17 protein-coding genes are annotated in these 19653 nt (G+C 42.8%); 9 read left to right on the top strand and 8 right to left on the bottom strand.

The genetic code is table 11. The annotated features are described in order from the left end of the window. Positions 1-34 precede the first annotated feature (34 nt). The 6 genes from ACTJKG_RS16555 to sucD form a co-directional block, all read right to left on the bottom strand. Positions 35-2407, bottom strand: coding sequence for a ribonucleoside-diphosphate reductase subunit alpha (locus ACTJKG_RS16555; RefSeq protein WP_172338431.1), 2373 nt, complete (start codon positions 2405-2407; stop codon positions 35-37). A 207-nt stretch (positions 2408-2614) separates the two neighbouring features. Then, positions 2615-3586: a ribonucleoside-diphosphate reductase small subunit gene (locus ACTJKG_RS16560; protein WP_172338429.1), complete on the bottom strand. Its 972-nt coding sequence runs from the start codon at positions 3584-3586 to the stop codon at positions 2615-2617. A 560-nt stretch (positions 3587-4146) separates the two neighbouring features. Next, positions 4147-4521 (bottom strand): methionine-R-sulfoxide reductase, encoded by a 375-nt coding sequence (locus ACTJKG_RS16565; RefSeq protein WP_440739850.1) that lies wholly within the window; start codon positions 4519-4521, stop codon positions 4147-4149. Between the two features lie 583 nt (positions 4522-5104). Then, positions 5105-5518, bottom strand: coding sequence for an antibiotic biosynthesis monooxygenase (locus ACTJKG_RS16570; protein WP_172336929.1), 414 nt, complete (start codon positions 5516-5518; stop codon positions 5105-5107). Positions 5519-5528: 10 nt separating this feature from the next. Beyond that, on the bottom strand, positions 5529-5927 hold the full coding sequence (locus tag ACTJKG_RS16575; RefSeq protein WP_440739851.1) for a (R)-mandelonitrile lyase: 399 nt from the start codon (positions 5925-5927) through the stop codon (positions 5529-5531). Between the two features lie 530 nt (positions 5928-6457). Next, positions 6458-7333 (bottom strand): succinate--CoA ligase subunit alpha, encoded by an 876-nt coding sequence (gene sucD, locus ACTJKG_RS16580; RefSeq protein WP_172336931.1) that lies wholly within the window; start codon positions 7331-7333, stop codon positions 6458-6460. Between the two features lie 620 nt (positions 7334-7953). Here sucD and ACTJKG_RS16585 point away from each other — a divergent pair. Next, on the top strand, positions 7954-8958 hold the full coding sequence (locus ACTJKG_RS16585) for a hypothetical protein (protein WP_440739852.1): 1005 nt from the start codon (positions 7954-7956) through the stop codon (positions 8956-8958). A gap of 461 nt (positions 8959-9419) precedes the next feature. Here ACTJKG_RS16585 and ACTJKG_RS16590 read toward each other — a convergent pair whose 3' ends face one another. Both ACTJKG_RS16590 and ACTJKG_RS16595 read right to left on the bottom strand, forming a co-directional pair. Beyond that, positions 9420-10724: a dicarboxylate/amino acid:cation symporter gene (locus ACTJKG_RS16590; protein ID WP_440739853.1), complete on the bottom strand. Its 1305-nt coding sequence runs from the start codon at positions 10722-10724 to the stop codon at positions 9420-9422. A 494-nt stretch (positions 10725-11218) separates the two neighbouring features. Further along, positions 11219-11368, bottom strand: coding sequence for a hypothetical protein (locus ACTJKG_RS16595; RefSeq protein ID WP_440739854.1), 150 nt, complete (start codon positions 11366-11368; stop codon positions 11219-11221). Between the two features lie 622 nt (positions 11369-11990). Here ACTJKG_RS16595 and ACTJKG_RS16600 point away from each other — a divergent pair. The 8 genes from ACTJKG_RS16600 to lspA all read left to right on the top strand — a co-directional run bounded on the left by ACTJKG_RS16600 (position 11991) and on the right by lspA (position 19195). Next, on the top strand, positions 11991-12206 hold the full coding sequence (locus ACTJKG_RS16600; RefSeq protein WP_216650645.1) for a DUF2945 domain-containing protein: 216 nt from the start codon (positions 11991-11993) through the stop codon (positions 12204-12206). Between the two features lie 92 nt (positions 12207-12298). Further along, positions 12299-13063, top strand: a complete 765-nt coding sequence (locus tag ACTJKG_RS16605; protein WP_076377317.1) for an ABC transporter ATP-binding protein — start codon at positions 12299-12301, stop codon at positions 13061-13063. Between the two features lie 110 nt (positions 13064-13173). Next, positions 13174-14271: an ABC transporter permease gene (locus ACTJKG_RS16610; protein ID WP_172336935.1), complete on the top strand. Its 1098-nt coding sequence runs from the start codon at positions 13174-13176 to the stop codon at positions 14269-14271. A 180-nt stretch (positions 14272-14451) separates the two neighbouring features. Then, positions 14452-15945 carry a TonB-dependent receptor gene (locus tag ACTJKG_RS16615; protein ID WP_172336936.1) on the top strand — a complete coding sequence of 498 codons (1494 nt, stop codon included), beginning with the start codon at positions 14452-14454 and terminating at the stop codon, positions 15943-15945. An 82-nt stretch (positions 15946-16027) separates the two neighbouring features. Further along, positions 16028-16762: a DUF2490 domain-containing protein gene (locus tag ACTJKG_RS16620; RefSeq protein WP_172336937.1), complete on the top strand. Its 735-nt coding sequence runs from the start codon at positions 16028-16030 to the stop codon at positions 16760-16762. A 162-nt stretch (positions 16763-16924) separates the two neighbouring features. After that, on the top strand, positions 16925-18220 hold the full coding sequence (eno, locus tag ACTJKG_RS16625; protein WP_166095758.1) for a phosphopyruvate hydratase: 1296 nt from the start codon (positions 16925-16927) through the stop codon (positions 18218-18220). A 58-nt stretch (positions 18221-18278) separates the two neighbouring features. Then, positions 18279-18599, top strand: coding sequence for a DUF7683 domain-containing protein (locus tag ACTJKG_RS16630; RefSeq protein ID WP_172336938.1), 321 nt, complete (start codon positions 18279-18281; stop codon positions 18597-18599). Positions 18600-18652: 53 nt separating this feature from the next. Then, complete coding sequence (gene lspA / locus ACTJKG_RS16635) at positions 18653-19195, top strand: signal peptidase II (protein WP_440739855.1); 543 nt, start codon at positions 18653-18655, stop codon at positions 19193-19195. Positions 19196-19653 lie beyond the last annotated feature (458 nt).

Genomic DNA, 19653 nt, shown 5'->3' on the forward strand with positions numbered 1-19653 from the left:
GTCCATGGACTATCGTCTATCGACTAATTAAAACTTATGCAGAGCAGGTTACGCAACCTTCTTCCATTGAGCAGCTTGGGCCTTCTGGTACGTTGTCGGCAATTTGCTCAACCACTTCTGGTATTACAGGCTCCATGTTTGAACCGCCCTGATTTTCCACAGTGAATTTAACTGCTTGTGATGCCGCTTGTGTACGCAGGTAATACATACCGGTTTTTAAGCCTTTTTTCCATGCGTAGAAGTGCATTGAAGTCAGTTTCGACGCGTTTGGCGAGTTGATGAACAGGTTTAATGATTGCGACTGGCAAACATAAGCACCCCTATCAGCAGCCATATCAATGATGTTACGCATCTTGATCTCCCAAACGGTTTTGTACAGTTCTTTGATATCGGCAGGTATTTCGGCAATATCCTGGATAGATCCGTTGGCGCTGATGATCTTATCTTTCATGGCCGGGCTCCATAAACCAAGGTTAACCAGATCGCGCAGCAAATATTTGTTTACCACGATGAACTCACCGCTCAGTACACGACGGGTGTAAATGTTGGAGGTATATGGTTCAAAACACTCGTTGTTACCCAATATTTGTGAGGTTGACGCGGTTGGCATTGGCGCAACTAATAAAGAGTTACGTACACCATTTTTCATCACATCTTTACGCAGGGTTTTCCAATCCCAACGGGTGCTGGCAGGTTCTACATTCCACAGATCAAACTGGAATTTACCTTTTGACAACGGTGAACCCTTGAAAGTTTCATACGGACCTTCGGCAATAGCCAGGTCTTTTGAAGCTGTCATGGCAGCGAAGTAAATAGTTTCGAAGATCTCTTTGTTCAACTGTTTGGCTTCGTCGCTTTCAAACGGCATGCGCAGCTGTATAAAAGTATCGGCCAAACCTTGCACACCTAAACCAATAGGGCGGTGACGCAAGTTAGAGTATTCTGCTTCGGCAACAGGGTAGTAATTACCGTCGATGATGCGGTTCAGGTTCAAAGTAGCCTGGTAGGTTACTTCGTACAGTTTTTGGTGATCAAACTCGCCATTGATAATATAGCGTGGCAATGCTAATGAAGCCAGGTTACAAACGGCTATCTCATTGGCATCGGTATACTCCATAATTTCGGTACACAAGTTTGAGCTTTTGATGGTACCTAAATTTTGCTGGTTTGATTTTGCGTTAGCAGCATCTTTATATAACAAGTATGGTGTACCGGTTTCAACCTGGGCATCCAGTACGGCAAACCACAATTCCTGTGCTTTGATCACTTTACGTGCACGACCTTCTTTTTCGTATTGGGTATACAGGGCAACAAACTCATCGCCAAAGCAATCGGCCAGGCCTGGTGCTTCGTGCGGGCAGAATAAGCTCCAGTCCTCATTGGCTTCTACACGCTGCATAAACAGGTCAGATACCCAAAGTGCGTAGAACAAGTCGCGGGCACGCATTTCTTCCTTACCGTGGTTTTTACGTAGGTCAAGGAATTCAAATATATCGGCATGCCATGGCTCTAAATAAATAGCAAAGGCACCTTTACGTTTGCCACCACCCTGATCAACATAACGGGCAGTATCATTAAACACACGCAGCATCGGGATGATACCATTGCTGGTACCATTGGTGCCGCTGATGTACGAACCTGTAGCCCTTACATTGTGGATGCTTAAACCGATACCACCGGCGCTTTGCGAAATTTTGGCGGTTTGTTTTAAAGTATCGTAGATACCGTCAATGCTGTCATCTTTCATAGTTAACAGGAAGCATGACGACATTTGTGGTTTTGGTGTACCTGCATTGAAAAGGGTAGGAGTAGCGTGGGTAAACCAGCGCTCGCTCATTAAATGGTAGGTTTTAATAGCGCTTTCAATATCGGCTTTGTGGATACCTACCGATACACGCATAAACAGGTGTTGCGGGCGTTCAGCAATTTTACCGTTGATCTTTAACAGGTATGATTTTTCCAGGGTTTTAAAGCCGAAATAATCAAAACCAAAGTCGCGGTCGTAAATGATGGTGCTATCCAGTAACTCGGCGTTGGCTTCAATCACGTCCCATACATCATCGGCAATCAGGGATGCTTCTTTGCCGGTTTTTGGATCGATATATTCATGCAGTAAACGCATGGTTTCAGAGAACGATTTGATAGTGTTTTTATGCAGGTTGGATACCGCTATACGCGATGCCAGCAAAGCATAATCGGGGTGTTTGGTGGTTAACGATGCAGCTGTTTCTGCAGCCAGGTTATCCAACTCAGACGTAGTAACCCCATCAAACAAACCTTCAATTACTTTTTTGGCCACATCAATGGGGTCAACCAGATTGAACCCATAGCACAGTTTTTCTATACGTGCTGTGATCTTGTCGAATTTTACCGACTCTTTTCTACCGTCTCTTTTTACTACAAGCATGTTTTTATCTATTTAGTGGCCGGCACTAAGGCTTTTGCAGGACCTTTTTACCGACTGGTGAATTTTTATATTTAGTATCAAGTAGTTAGTATCAAGTATTAAGACCTTTTTACTAACCGTGTTGTTAAGGTTTCGTATCGATTGCTAATAGTGGGTATCAAAATTGTTTTTATCGTGATACTTGATACTAGCTACTTGATACTATACCTAGAAATCCTCGTCCAACGAAAACGCTTTGCTTTCGGCATTGTTCATGACGCCGCTTTTTTGATAGTCGCCTACGCGTTTTTCGAAAAAGTTGGTTTTGCCTTGCAGCGAGATCATCTCCATAAAGTCGAATGGGTTGGTGGCGTTATAATGTTTTTCGTAACCCAGCTCGCCCAACCATCTGTCGGCCACAAACTCAATATACTGGCTCATCATTTTGGCGTTCATACCAATCAGGTTTACCGGCAGGGCATCGGTCACAAATTCTTTTTCTATTTCTACCGCGTCGGTAATGATCTTAGTTACCGCTTCGGCACTTAAGCGGGTTTTCAGCATTTTGTATAACAGGCAGGCAAATTCACAGTGTGAACCTTCATCGCGCGATATCAATTCATTACTGAAAGTTAAGCCCGGCATCAGACCGCGTTTTTTAAGCCAGAATATAGAGCAGAAGCTGCCCGAAAAGAAAATGCCCTCAACAGCGGCAAATGCTACCAGGCGCTCGGCAAAGTTGCCGTTGTTTATCCAGCGCAGGGCCCACTCGGCCTTTTTACCTACACACGGCACGGTATCAATGGCGTGGAAAAGGCGGTCTTTTTCGGCCGGGTCTTTTATATATGTATCAATAAGCAGGGCATAGGTTTCGGAGTGGATGTTCTCCATCATGATCTGGAAACCGTAAAAACAACGGGCTTCGGGCAACTGCACCTCGCTCATAAAGTTTACGGCCAGGTTTTCGTTCACGATACCATCGCTCGCAGCGAAGAACGCCAGGATGTGTGAGATGAAATGTTTCTCGCCCTCATTCAGGTTTTCCCAATGTTTCATATCGTCCGAAAGGTCGATCTCCTCGGCCGTCCAAAAGCTGGCTTCGGCTTTCTTGTACATTTCCCAAATGGCAGGATATTTAATCGGCAGAATTACAAACCTGTCCTTGTTTTCTTTGAGTAATATTTCATCTTCCTGTTTCATATGATACCTATTTTATTGTTCCTTTTTATTACTTCAAGCAATCAGACACGAAACCCACCCCAATTTTTCAATCAGGTGATTTGGTTGTTTGCGTTTGGTCTGACCAATCACAGGTTTTATTATGTAACTTACTGACAGCTAAGTTCTTGTATTTTGGATGGGGAATACATCCGGCTGTCTTTTGAATACTTTTTGCGAACCTTGTTCAACAAAGTTAAGGTATGATATCTTAAGATTTTAGTGTTAGTTTTTAACAAAGGGGCGAGTTATTAACACTTTGTACCCCTGGGTGAACAAAATGGAAAATTAATGAACTTGATTCCAGTCGGTTAAAAATTGTGGTCAAAATTTGTCGTCCAAAAATTTGCAGAAAACGATAATTTAACATTAAGAATTAGTTGACTTAACACCGACAATTATTGCCAATTACATAATACCCTTGCTAAGCCTTAATTCCAATTTCGAAATTTGTTTGAAAACCCGGTCCTGATACCCCAATGTTGAAAAAAATATCCCGGCAAAACCAGTCGTTCGCCGGGATATCTCTCCAGTTTTTTTAATTATTTTTTTATATCATCGGCCGATACAAATTTCATCGATACCGAATTAACACAATGACGCACATTTTTAGGTGTGAGGTATTCCCCCTCAAACACATGACCCAAATGGGCACCGCAATTGGCACATACAATTTCTACCCTGCGACCATCGGCATCAGGTACCCTTTTAACAGCTCCGGGTATCTCATCGTCAAAACTTGGCCAGCCGCAGTGCGACTCAAATTTTGATTCGGAGGTATACAACGGTGTGTCGCAGCGTTTGCAAACATACAGGCCCTGGGCCTTATTGTCCAGCAAAGCACCGGTAAATGGTCTTTCGGTTCCTTTATGCAATATCACCCATTCTTCTTCGGGTGTTAACTGATTATACATCATTAATTATTGATTTAGTGAATTACTGAATTCGTGATTTCTCATCCCTTTTTCTTTACTTAAAGATACGAAATTTTGTTGGTATAGATTGCCTTGGGAGGCCTTGTTTACACTGGTTTGACATGGGCCTGGGGTATTTACAGAGAATGTAAAAGTTGTCATCCTGAGCGTAGCGAAGGATCTGTTATTGACCATGCAAATAGCAAAATAGATGCTTCACTTCGTTCAGCATGACAAAAAATTTGAGGGAGAGAGAGAAAACAAAAATGTCATCTCGAACGAGGTACGAGGAGAGATCTTTTACGCCGGGACTTATCCTGTGTAAAAGATTTCTCTCTTCGTTCGAAATGACAGACGGAGTAAAGATATTTTCCCTACCCTCTTTCTGCCGTAGGCGAAGAGAGGGTGGTCCAGCGAAGCGTAGACCGGGTGAGTCGGTTCTGCGCCATGACTTTGGGTGTGTTCAAATGTTCAATAACACACTCTGCCTATTTAAGCGTCCACGCTTAAATAGGCAATAGGTGAGCGTCGACGCTCACCTGATATAAGTTCAAGTGAAGACACTTGAACTTACGGCTTTTAGATACTATTGTTTCGTTTTACTTTCCAAAGCTATCGGCTCAACATCAATCAATTCGAGCGATTTGACCATATCATTTGTGGTGCTCTTGTATTTTTTAAAATGAGCTGTTTGCAAATGGGCCTGGTATGCTTCGGCGTTAGCATATATTTCAAAAACCGTGATATGGGCGGGGTTATTTTTTTCGGCCACAGCATATAAGGTTATTACCCCGGGTTCTACACGTACAGCTACTTCGGCATGTTCCTTCAATGCTGCCTTGTAGTTTTCCAGTTGAGCAGGATCTATCTGTAGTTTGGCTATCCGTACCACCTGATCCTTATTTTGCGCTATGACGTTACTGAATGAAAACAGCATCAGCATAAAAAACATAACCATAGGTATTAGCCCTACGCTCGGTTTCGAAATAACACGCTTCATCTTCTTTGTTTTATTGATTATTATATTGTTCGTCTGTCACCTGCTCCATCCAGTCAACCGGCGAACCATTGTGCTTTTCCTGGATGGCGATGTGACTCAGTGCCGTAGTGGCAGTAGCGCCGTGCCAGTGCTTTTCGTCGGGGTCAAACCAAACTACATCTCCGGGGTGAACGTTCTCTATCGGGCCGCCTTCGCGCTGCACCCAGCCGGCGCCAGCGGTAATAATCAATGTTTGTCCCAGCGGGTGGGTATGCCATGCCGTGCGCGCGCCCGGCTCAAAGGTAACCTGTGCCATGGCTACGCGTGCGGGGTCTGGCGGATTGAAAAGGGAGTCTATACGTACCGTTCCGGTAAAATATTCTGCCGGGCCTTTGCCCGATGGTTGTGAGCCGCTGCGTTTAATTTCCATAAAATGATGTCTTTGATATTGTTACTACACAAATTTATTCATTAGTGTTTCATGCAGCACAAAGATACCGTAGCCAAGAGGCCGGAGGCTAACGAAAATCAAACCGAAACGTACGAAAATCAAACAGGAATGCAAGCCGGAAGGTAGTGGGAGACACATGCGATGTGTCTCTACGGATTATTGTTGTAGAGACACACCTACTTGCGCTCGTTTGCAACGAGTGCTTATTGTGGTTAAGCGATTGCATCGCCCTTGCGTTTAAAACGCAAACCCATGTTAAGCACTTGTTGCAAACGAGCGCAAGAGGGCTTTGGCTGGAAAGAAGAGCGGTTTTCTCTCTCTACGCGTCATTGCGAGCGCAGCGTGGCAATCCCCTACTTACAGAGTGAACCTGCATATCGGGGATTGCCACGTCGTTCCTCCTCGCAATGACGTATTGGTGAAATTGCCCACAAAAAAATCCCGGCCAAACCTTGACCGGGATTTTTTTAATATGTTTTCCAACCTCCCCCTTTAGGGGGCCGGGGGCCTTATAATTTAGCCAGTTCTTCTGCCATGGCAGCGCCAATTTCGGCAGGAGATGCTACTACGCGGATACCGCATTCGGCCATAATTTTCATTTTGGCAGCAGCAGTATCATCGGCACCGCCAACAATAGCACCTGCGTGGCCCATACGGCGTCCAGGAGGCGCTGTTTGGCCAGCAATGAAACCTACTACAGGTTTTGTACCATTGGCTTTGATCCAGCGGGCAGCTTCGGCTTCCATGCCGCCGCCAATTTCGCCTATCATGATGATACCGTGTGTGTCCGGATCGTTCATTAACAATTCAACAGCTTCTTTGGTAGGTGTACCGATGATCGGGTCGCCACCAATACCAATAGCGGTAGTGATGCCTAAACCGGCTTTAACCACCTGGTCAACTGCCTCGTAAGTTAAAGTGCCTGATTTTGAAACTACACCCACATTACCTTTTTTGAAGATAAAGCCAGGCATAATACCAATTTTGCTTTCGTCTGCAGTAATAATGCCCGGGCAGTTAGGGCCAATAAGGCGTGCATCCTTATCGGTTAAATATTCTTTTACCTCGATCATATCCTTTGTAGGGATACCTTCGGTGATACAAACAATAACTTTAATACCAGCTTCGGCAGCTTCCATAATGGCATCCGCACCAAAAGCCGGAGGTACAAAAATGATAGATACATCGGCACCTGTAGCAGTAACCGCGTCTTTAACAGTATTGAAAACCGGTCTGTCCAGATGTTGCTGACCGCCTTTACCCGGTGTAACACCCCCAACCAATTGGGTACCATAAGCAATCATTTGCTCCGCATGGTAAGTACCTTCTTTACCTGTGAAACCCTGTACAATAACTTTAGAATTTTTATTTACGAGAACACTCATTGGCTTTTTTCGTTTAGTACGGCAAAGCTAAAGTTATTGACAATAAAGTCAAATTAAATTTAGCCGCCCTAACTGCTAATGCTGTAATAATTTTATTTGTTAACATAAAGTTGACTTTTGGGTTATCAGAAAGAGCTTGCTTAGGATGGTTATAAGCGTTTAAAGTTATATAAGTGCTTACTTAAGCATCCCGATGATAAAAGCCGAGATACAAGGCAATAATAATGTGAGTACCCAATGCTTAACAGAGGCACGGCGAAATATGAGCACACCCATGAATAAAGCAGATAAGAGCCCTATCAAACACTTAATATATAGATGTTGGAGACCAAAGCCCAAACCACCAATAAGTAAAAACAGACAGATTATGATAGTAACAACCTTATAGGCTATATTGTTAAGCTTAGTTCCTTGCATGTTTTGATAGAATTTGATAAATACTAATATACGATATCGCTGGTGTTATTGACAATGCAAGCTTTTCTACGAAGTTTTACAAAACTATTTACAAGTATGAACAAAAAGTTGACTTTTAGGTTATCACAAACAACTTGTTTAAGAGAGTCTGATAGTCCCTATCATTTTAATTAAATTAGTCGCACGTTACACCCCTTAACACTATGAAAAAAATAAACAAAAACCTGATCACACTACTTGTAGCCTGTATTTCCTGTATCACCGTCGCGCAGGCGCAATTTGGCGGCTTAGGAAAAAAGCTGTTGGACAAAGGCACCGAAATGGCTTCGGGAGGCGGACTCAACAAGATCCTGAAACAGCCCCAGGCAATCACCACCAGCTTTAAAGATGTCAACAAAACAGGATCGAAACCGCCGTCGTTTATGGAAGGGCAAACACCCGAGCCCCTTTATCTTTTACCCAAAACACCTGAAGGTGCTTATAAGCTTTGCGCCGGTTTTTATGAAATGACCTGCAAAAGCTATTGCCTGCATGCGGGTACACGTGGCCCCAGCAGCGGTGATGGCTATATGCTTGCCCCGGTGCTTGGCCCCAAACGCGATGTGGTGATCCTGATACTGAAACATGCCGAAAAACACCCGGAAGTTAACCAGCACAGCATCCAGGTATTGTTATGGGCCATCATAGCGCGTACCCGTTTTATTGATTTTGGTACGGATATTAAACTTACGGCCACCACGCTGCTTTCGCCCAACGAATTGCTGATGCTGGAAGGCGGCGCTTTAGGCGTATTGCCTGCCAGCGTAATGGCCAAGGCCAAAGATCAGCTGCCACCCGCTGCGCAAAGCGTTTTTGAGGCCGAAAATAATATCCGTCAGCTGGCGGCATCAGGCAACGCCTCGTATGAGCAAATGGAGAAATATGCCATGATTGCCGGATTGGCTCCGCAGCCCGATCCGGAAGTTCCATCGGGCATATGGTCATTACACCCCGATGGTTATTATATTCGGTTTATTCCGCATGGTTACTCGCGCACCACCGTACAGATTTATGTGCCCAAAGAACTGGTAGATACCAAACCCGGACTGATCTATGACGGTCCCAATGGTATAGCCTGCCCCGCCAACGTTGGCGCCCAGCGCCTGGCCCAAACCAATGAGCCATTGAACCCCGATATGACGAAGAAATTGAAGGTGATTTGTAATTAGTAAAGAGGGGAAAGGACAAAGGTAAAAGGTGTCACCCTGAGCGCCGTCGAAGGGTAGAGCGCAGAGGCCTGCCCACCCATGCTTCGACGGCGCTCAGCATGACAGCTTTATTTGGCAAATGTTTAATGCCGGGAAGCTTTTTGATTTTGCCCGATAATTGCTTCTACCGCTAAATTTTTGTATCTTTAAAAATGTCACGGCCCGTTTCTCCAGGTAAAGGAGTAACGGGCCGTTTCAGTTAAGACCAAAACACGTCAAAAATTGACTAATTTTTATATAGCTATTTGATAATCAATAAATTAAATTTTTTTAAAGTTTTAAAAACCGCTCAAAATGGCCTTGAAATTTGTTAAAAAGCGTTAAAACGAGGATTTTTGAACAATTTTTGAGTGATTTTTATGCGATTTTGGCCAGAAAAGTGTTAAAATTTAAGGTTTAAAAAGTTTCTGGCATCATCTGGTCTAATTACCACCCCGGAAAGTAGTTAAAAACTTTCCGGCTCCTTTTATAAAATCAACTGTACCGTCATCGTCGTCATTTTTATCCGGTTGTGGTGTAAATTCTTTCTCACTCTTGGCTATTACAATGGTAGCTACCCCATTGCCGATCACGTTGGTGATGGCCCGTGCTTCGGACATAAACCTGTCGACCCCAAGTAGGATCGCTACCCCCTCCACCGGGATTACTTTGATGGCTGTGAGGGTACTGGTGAGTACGATGAAACCACTGCCGGTAACACCTGCCGCGCCTTTAGAGGTCACCATCAGGATGCCTATGATGGTGAGTTCCTGGAATAAGGACAAAGGGATATTGAAAACCTGCGCCAGGAATATAACACACATGGAGAGGTATATGGTAGTGCCATCCAGGTTAAAAGAATACCCGGTAGGGATCACCAAGCCCACTACCGATTTGGAGCAGCCGAAAGTTTCCATCTTATTCATCATACCCGGCAATGCCGACTCAGAAGAGGATGTTCCCAGTACTATCAGGATCTCCTCTTTAATGTGTTTCAGGTATTTCCAAAGGCTAAATTTAAACAGGTAACAAATGAGGTTAAGCACCACAAAAATAAACAGGAACATGGTGAGGTAAACCGAACCCATGAGCAAAGCCAGGGGTTTTAACGTTTTTAAACCATATTTGCTGATGGTAAAGGCCATACCCCCGAAAGCGCCGATAGGAGCCACCTTCATTACTATCTTCATTACATTGAAGAATACTTTTGACAACTTATCAAATAGTTGTATTACAGGTTGTCCGCTTTCGCCCATCAGGCTAAGGCCATAACCAAACAGTACTGCAAAAAACAGGATCTGCAAAATATCGCCTTTGGCAAAGGCTTCAAAAGCGTTGGATGGTATAATATGCGCGAAGAAATCGCCCCAGTGCATTTCAGAAGCAGCCTTCTCATACACAACAAGCTTACTGGAATCAACAGGGCCTTGCCGCACAAAGCCTGCGCCTGGTTTAAGAAGGTTAGCCACGGTAACCCCAATGATGAGGGCAAGAGTGGTCACTACCTCGAAATAGAGTAAGGCCTTGCCACCTACACGGCCTACTTTTTTCATATCGCTCATGCCGGCTATTCCAAGTACAATGGTGAAAAATATAATCGGGGCTATCAGCATCGTGATCAGGCTGATGAACATTTTGCTGATCATCTCGGCCGTAGGTCCGAATTGTTTAAAATTCAGTCCTACGATAATGCCCAAAGCAATTGCGATAAGTACCTGGACGGTGAGGTTTGATAAAAAACGTTTCATTACTCAATGATACAGTTTTAGGTTCAGGATACCAACAAACGATATGACACTTGTCTGATAAATGGGCTTGTAATTTAATTGAAAAAGTACCGTTCTTTGAAATAGTGAAAGCAACAGCGCTCCTTTTGGTTATTTGTATGGTCTTTGTTTCTGTTTTTACAGTAAAGGCTAACGGTAGGGGTATGCTTGAAAAATGCTGCCACAAAACAGCCCAAAGCCAACCCTGCGAACACCAGCAAAAAGACGATTGCGGTGCGGGGATGTGCAACACCATGCTATCCTGTAATACTTGCGGATTTTTGTATGTAGAGCGGGTAACTGTAAATTCAATTGTTCCGGTTTTGAAGGAACAATCCATTACACCTTACCTTTCGGGAAGCTTGTCTGCTTATTCATCGTCATCCTGGCGCCCTCCAAAAGTTTAATAATATGATCCCGTCTGCCTTTACCTTATCCGTTTAGGTTAAATTTTTATTATTAAACAATTTAAAAAATCAAATCATGAAAAAGTTTCTTTTCATCGCTATAGTGATGATCTCATCTTTGGGTACCACATCAATCGCTAACGCTAATACACCATGCTGCAACAGTAAAATGAACCATTGCACTAAATGTTCAAAAACCTGTGATAAAAATACCTGCATGGATTATTGCAGTAACGTTTGCAAAAGCTCTGGCAATTGCAACAAAACTTGTAAATAATAAAATCTGCTAACGCATCAAAAAGCCGGGTTAGCCCGGCTTTTTGATTATCGGCGAAAATATCGACCCGTAATTTTCTGCCGTTCACCGAGATTTTCCCGCACCTGGTCAAAAAGCTTTGGCGGGTGTAACTTCCACACAGCAATTTTGAAGAAAAAACAATATTGCTATGAAAATTTTATCCGCACCTATTATATCATTGATCGTTTATCTGCAGGAACATTCTCCCTTGTTCACGCAACTAGTAGCTAATTTATTTACCTGAAATAAAGGCATTCCATAACCGGTTAAAGCTTTTTCGTTCATCGGTGATTTTCCGCCGTTTACCGGAAGTTTAGCCGCCTTTACCTAAAAGCACTACTCAAAAACATATTCTGTTAGCACATTTGAACCATAAAATCACCACATCATGAAAACGTTACTTGCCATACAAATTATGCATTTGATCATGAAAGCTTTAGTTTACGCCGAAGCACTATGGCGCTCTATTGGTCACCTGATAAAATAATATTGATTATCAAATCATTAACCGGTATATCTTGTTGATATATATAAATATTCAACATGATGAAAAAGGGAGATACCGTAAGCTGGAAGTGGGGCAAATCAACCGCCGAAGGCAAAATAGTGAAGGAGCATGAAAAATCCGTTACTAAAACTATAAAGGGCGCAAAAGTAAAGCGTAATGCCAGTAAAGATGAGCCTGCTTATGAAATTGAACAGGAAAATGGCAATAAAGTACTCAAATCTGAAAGTGAACTAAAAAAGAATAATAAATAAAACTTGCTTTTAATAGCCTGAGTGTTTCGTAAAAATTCTGTAATACGAATAAAACTCATGGTTATTTCATTATAGTAATGCATTTTTACCCTATGACAAAACAACCCATCATCACTGTAAACGACCTGGTAAAAAACTATGGAGATTTTGCAGCCGTAAAAGGCATTAGTTTTGAAGTATATGAGGGCGAAATTTTTGGTTTGTTGGGCCCAAACGGCGCCGGTAAAACCACTACCCTGGAAATTATTGAAACCCTGCGCGAAAAAACATCAGGCCGCATCATTGTTGATGGCTTTGATATAGAAACCGATACCGACAGTATTAAAAAACGTATTGGCGTACAATTGCAGGCTGCAGGTTATTATCCCAATTTAAACCTGTCGGAATTGATCACCCTGTTTTCCGGCTTATATGGCATTGATAAAAGCCCTATGGAAATGCTCGAAAAAGTAGCGCTAACGGATAAGGCCAAAGCAAAATATAAAGACTTATCCGGCGGGCAGAAGCAACGATTCTCCATAGCTACCACGCTTATCAATAACCCCAGGATCATTTTCTTAGACGAGCCTACAACCGGTTTAGACCCACAGGCCCGCCGCAATCTATGGGATCTGATCCGGGAAATCCGTGACCAGGGTACAACCGTTGTGATCACTACCCACTATATGGATGAAGCCGAAGTATTGTGCGATAGGGTAGCCTTTGTTGATGGTGGCTATATCATAGGTATCGATACCCCCGATCATTTTATTGATCAACTGGTAGCCTCTGGCTTTGAACGCAAGAAGCAGGTAAAACTGGCCAATCTGGAGGATGTATTTATAAATCTCACCGGTAAGGAGTGGCGGGAGGGATAGCCCACCAGTCCCCTGAAGGGGAGCCAGTAAACGCAGCTGGCAGTTTACAGTTCGCAAATCCCAGGATGACCGAATGACAATTCCTAATGAACTAATGAACAATTGAACCAATGAACCCAAAACCATACAGCAATACAAAAGCAACACTGGCTATAGCCAAAGCCAGTTTCCGGTCGATACTGCGCAGCCCCTCGGCTGTGGTATTTACCTTGGCTTTCCCTTTGATATTTATTATAGTTTTTGCCAACATTGGCGGCGGCGGCGTTACGGTTGATGTGGGCGTAGCTAAAAGCTGCGATACGCTTAGTCCGGTTTATCAGGCATTAAAAAACGTAAAGGTGGTTCATCTGATAAAGGATCAATCCACCGAAGAGATGAATACAAACCTTTCAAAAGGGAGTATCGATGCTATTATCAACATACAAAAAAACAATACCAGGCCGCCATTTACGGTAAATGTAGAGTATACTAAGGCATCAGCCGAAAAGGGGAATATCCTGCGGTCGGTGCTCAGCAATATTTATTACAATATCAATAATAATGCACAGATCAATACCCCGCCGGTAGCCGAGATCAGGGAAACCACTATACAAGGACGTGAGTATAAATACATTGATTTTATATTGCCCGGACAATTAGGCTTCTCTTTGTTGAGCAGCGGTGTTTTTGGTACGGCATTCGTGTTTCTAAGTCTGCGCTTAACGCTGGTGATCAAGCGTTTTTTTGCCACACCAGTTAAACGCTACAGCATTGTGCTGGGTGAAGCTTTGGCCAGGATGACCTTCTCTTTATTAGGCTCTCTATTCATTATTTTAGTTGGTCACTACATGTTTGGCTTTACCCTGGTGCATGGCGTAACTACGGTGCTCAATATGCTGGTGCTCTCGGCCATTGGGCTCATTATTTTTATGGGTTTCGGTTTTACCATATCGGGTATCGCCAAAAACGAAAGTACGGTGCCCCCTTTATCTAACATTATAACGTTACCGCAATTCTTGTTATCCGGCACATTCTTTTCGGTTACGGCTTTTCCTAAATGGTTGCAGGGAATAAGTAATGTGCTGCCGTTAACACACCTGAACAACGCAATGCGTAAGGTTGCCTTTGAAGGCGCCGGCTTAGGCGATGTTACCCATCAGTTGTTTATACTGCTAATATGGTTTGTGATTATATATGCGGTTGCGGTTAAAACCTTTAAATGGGAATAAAAGAGGGCGCGTTAACATAGTGATAATCCCTGCTTAATGTAAAATCCCAAAACCGAAAAATGAAAGTCGATTTCTTGCTTTGTTTATCAATTTTCCGCTGTATTCTTTAAAAAATCGTATTTTTGAGCTGTATTTCAGATCATCATACTGGCAGCAGTAAACTATAAATAATCGTAGCTTATGAATATCGTTCATAATAAGGATATTGGGACAAAACAAAAAGCGCTTGCCATTAACCTCGACCCCGCAATTTATGGTTCATTTGCCGAAATTGGTGCAGGGCAGGAGGTAGCTGCCAATTTTTTCAAAGCTGGAGCCTCGTCGGGCACAATCGCCAAAACCATGTCGGCCTATGACATGATTTTTTCTGATGCTATTTATGGGGTTCAGCAAACAAGACGCTACGTAAGTGAATCGCGCTTAATATCCATGCTCGATCATGAGTATGGCTTGCTGATTGAGCGTTTGGCGGCGTTGCGTGGTGATACCACAACTTTTTTTGCTTTTTCAGATACTTTTTCGGCCCTCAACTATCATAAAACAAACGAAGGGCACGGCTGGATGGGGGTTCGTTTCCAGTTGGAGCCTAACGGCGAATATAACGATGTAGTGATCCACGTAAAGCTGTTGGATAATGATAATATCCTGCAACAGCAGGCGGCGGGTATATTGGGTGTTAACCTGATCTATGCCTGTTTCTATTATCATGAAATAGCTCCTGTGTTTTTACTTTCGCTGATAGATAACCTGTCAAGAGATCGTATCCAGATAGATATGATCAGCTTTGAAGGCCCTGATTTTCAGAAAGTAGATAATCGCTTAATGAGTTTGCACCTGGTTAAGTTTGGATTTTCAGATGCTGCCGTATTTGGCCCTGATGGTAAAAATCTGCAACCTACAGAGGCATTATATAAAAAACATGCGGTAGTAATACGCGGTCGTTTCCGTCCGGTTATCAACGTGCACATCGATATGCTAACCCAGGGAGTTAAGCAATTTCTGCAGGAGCCCGACGTAGATAAAAGCAATGTGATAGTTGTTACCGAACTTACGCTGCAATCATTAAAGGAAAGGGATGCCGATCTTAATGCCGAGATCGACGAAAAGGATTTTCTTGACCGTGTGGACATCCTTTGTTCACTTGGGCAAACGGTTTTGATCTCTAATTTTCATGAGTATTATAAACTGGTAGCTTATCTATCCAAGATCACCAAGTTAAAAATGGGTGTAGTATTAGGCTATCCCAACCTGGAATACATTTTTTCGGAAGAGCACTATCAGGATTTGCCGGGTGGTATCCTCGAGTCATTTGCCACCTTGTTTAGCCGTAAAGTAAAGCTATTCATTTACCCCACTTTACGTGATGGGATAATCTGGAATTGTCTGAAATTTTCGCTGCCTCCACATCTGATCGACCTGTTTAGATACTTGATAGCCAATAATAAAATTGAAGATATCAGGCACTATAACGAAAATAACCTGAACGTTGAGACTGATAATGTATTACAGCTCATCAAGCAGGGAGCAACCGGATGGGAAGAATATGTACCAGCTGAGGTAGCTACCATAATCAAAGAAAGGCATTTATTTGGTTACCCAATAACAATTGAGGAAGCCAAACAAGACTTACCCGCTGCAAATGAAGATTCGGGAGCGGTGAAAGATATTGCTTAACATTATCATAACATTAACTATTATAAAATTAACATTGAGATAATATTGTGGAAATATCTTTGCGGTAATAAACCCGCATAAGATGTTGAAATCCCCTATTATTATAATTGTAATTTTTGTATTGCTAACCGCACATTCTTTTCGTGCTCATGCCCAGGATTCTAAAGTTGGTACCTGGGGAATTGCCACGGTTGTGCTCCCTGGCGATAGTAGCCATAAATGGGGTGGCTACTCCGAGCTGCAGGTGCGTACCAATGGGCCGTTAAGCCAATTTCAATACTACGAGGCCAAAGCCGGTGTAAGCTATGACATCAATAAGGACTTTACCGCTTTGTTGGGTACAGGTACATACCATACATATGATTACGCTGATCTGGGCAGCGGCCCCAATACCAATGAATTTAGGTTATGGGAGCAAATGACCGTTAATCAGTTCCTATATCGCCTTAAATTTGAACATCGTTACCGTATAGAACAGCGCTGGGTTAATGGCGATTACCGTAACCGATTCCGGTATAGATTGAATATGTTTATTCCATTGAATAATACCAAGATCGTCGCTAAAACCTGGTTTCTATCTGTTTTTGATGAAGTCTTCTTCAATAATAAGGCGCCGAATTTCGAGCGTAACCGGATATCGGCAGCATTGGGTTACCAGTTCGACAGATCATGGATAGCGCAGGCAGGCTGGATTAATCAGCGTAATTACACGGCTTCTCAAAGCAGCGGGAAAAACAATATCTTACTGATGGTTATGTATCGTATCAGCCGTAAAGGAGCTGGTCAGCGTGAGCATGTACCGACAACAACGGATTAAAGGTAGTACGGACTTATGAAGTAAAGAACAAGGATCTTATTTGTATTGTCTTTATTCTTAAAGAAAGCTTAACGCTAATATCTTAACTCTTTTTTGTGATTTCTTGAATTTGCTGTTAACTTAGCCCGCGGTTTACAAATTACAAATATCTGACAATAAACTATGAGCTTAATAATTGACGTACACGCCCGCCAGATCTTAGATTCGCGCGGTAACCCCACTGTGGAGGTAGAAGTTTTAACCGAGAATGGCGCTTTAGGCCGTGCTGCTGTACCATCAGGTGCATCAACCGGTGCGCACGAGGCTGTTGAACTTCGCGATAACGATAAATCAAAATACATGGGTAAAGGCGTTTTAAAAGCCGTTGCTAACGTAAATGACATCATTGCCCCAGAGTTAAAAGGCATTGACGTTTTTGAACAAAATGCTATCGATGCCATTATGATCGAGATAGATGGTACCGAAAACAAAGGCAAATTAGGCGCTAACGCAATCTTAGGTGTTTCTTTGGCCGTTGCCAAAGCAGCAGCTCAGGAAAGCCGTCAGCCTTTATACCGCTACATTGGTGGTGTTAATGCCAATACTTTGCCTATCCCAATGATGAACATCATCAATGGAGGTTCGCACTCTGACGCGCCTATCGCGTTCCAGGAATTTATGATCATGCCGGTTGGCGCGCCATCTTTTTCTGAAGCATTACGTTGGGGTACCGAAGTATTCCATAACCTGAAAAAAATTCTGCATGACCGTGGTCTTTCTACCGCTGTAGGTGACGAAGGTGGTTTTGCTCCAACTTTTGACAGCACCGAAGATGCAGTTGAAACCGTTTTAAAAGCTATTGAAAAAGCAGGTTACAAAGCCGGTGAGGATATTTTCCTGGCGTTTGACTGTGCCGCATCTGAGTTTTACAAAGATGGTAAATACGATTACACCAAATTTGAAGGCGAAAAAGGTGCTATTCGTACCAGCGCCGAGCAGGTAGAATATCTGGCCGAATTAGCATCTAAATACCCTGTAATTTCTATTGAAGATGGTATGCACGAAGATGATTGGGCTGGCTGGAAATTATTAACCGAGAAATTAGGCGCTAAAGTACAGTTAGTAGGTGATGATTTGTTTGTAACCAACACAACCCGTTTACAAAAAGGTATCACCGAAGGCATTGCTAACTCCATCCTGGTAAAAGTAAACCAGATAGGTTCATTAACCGAAACTATCAACGCGGTAAGTTTAGCTCAAACTAATGGCTATACTTCTGTAATGAGCCACCGTTCTGGCGAAACTGAAGATGCAACAATCGCCGATCTTGCTGTAGCCTTAAATTGCGGCCAGATCAAAACCGGTTCAGCTTCACGTTCAGACAGGATCGCGAAATACAACCAGTTATTACGCATCGAAGAAGAATTGGGCAGCAATGCAAAATTCATCGGTAAGAATTTTAAATTCTACAAAAAATAATTCAACTCATCAAAGAGCCATCTGCCTAAAAACAGGTGGCTCTTTTTAATTGGTATAGATGGGAAAGAACAAACAGCCGGGATGGTTAAAACGGGAGATAAAGTACTTCAACAAGGCCGATGAATCCTTAGCTGGCGAAGCTGAGCTTGCACCTATTGAGCTATCAATCCTGCAAAACTATTTTGAGGCTGATACCGACGATCCCATATTTGATACCTACCAGCTTGAGCCTGTCGACGCTACTTTTTTAAAACCATATACCACCCTTGATTTTGATTTTGAAAAGTACGACTATTGGCTGGCAGCCTACACCAATAACTGGGAGCAAACCAAACGCGACAAAGGTTTTATGGGCCAATATCCCCTGCCCAAGCAATAGCTTCCTAAATAATTTAACTATACCGGCAACGTTATTACAATAAAACTATATCAATGAACAAAAAGTGGGTTTTGAGGGCTTTGGCGATACTATTGATCCTGGTTGTTGATATCGGTTTAGATAGAATTTTCAAGAATCATATACGTCATAACTTTCTGCTCTACCAGGAGTTTTATCCTTTCAAAGGTGATACCCATTACCTTATTACCCGGGTTGAAAATACAGGCGCCTTTTTAAGCCTCGGCGATTCGCTGGGCAATCCATGGCGGTTTATGCTGCTTACGCTGGTGCCGGCCGCAGTACTGTTATTTGGCTTGGCTTATATCATTATCAAAACCAATCTGCACAAATTAACCGTGCTGGGCATTATCCTGGTGCTTGCCGGTGGCATGGGTAACCTGTACGATCGCTGGGTTTATGGCAGTGTAACCGATTTTATGCTCATCAAATATCCCTGGTTTAAAACCGGAGTGTTCAACGTGGCCGATGTATCCATCATGATAGGGGTAGGCCTGTTACTGATCCAATCATTTTTGAATGACCGGAAATCGTCTAATAAAAAATCCGAAAACAACCCCGAAAAAGCAACCGCTTAATTTATTCTTCAGGTTACTTAAAAACTTTTTAAACCTTAAATTTTAACACTTTTTTAGTCGAAAACAGGGTAAAAAGACTTGTGTTTTGATCGTTTTAACTAAATTTTAACGCCATTTTAACACTTTTTAACAAATTTTTAGCACACTTTTTTTACTTTAAAAAGTATTTGTGCTGGTTAAACAACTTAATTTTAAGACAAGTTGCTTGGCCCTAATTGTTGTCAAAAAAATAACCTCATCTTTGTTCAGAGAGCCTATCTGCCATCGATACAGATGTACAAAAATAACAGGAGATATTTGGGGCATCTGCACATTTGAAACTTGCATATCCGCACATCTGTTAGCATCTGCAATAAAAAGCGTATCTTTGCAAAAAAGATTACACGATCGCTTACGGTTTTGATCACCGAAACTCTTCAGACCCGCTTATGCTTTGGCGATAGCACATACACATTACA

The sequence above is a fragment of the Mucilaginibacter sp. 22184 genome (genome assembly GCF_052045695.1).
Lineage (GTDB): Bacteria > Bacteroidota > Bacteroidia > Sphingobacteriales > Sphingobacteriaceae > Mucilaginibacter.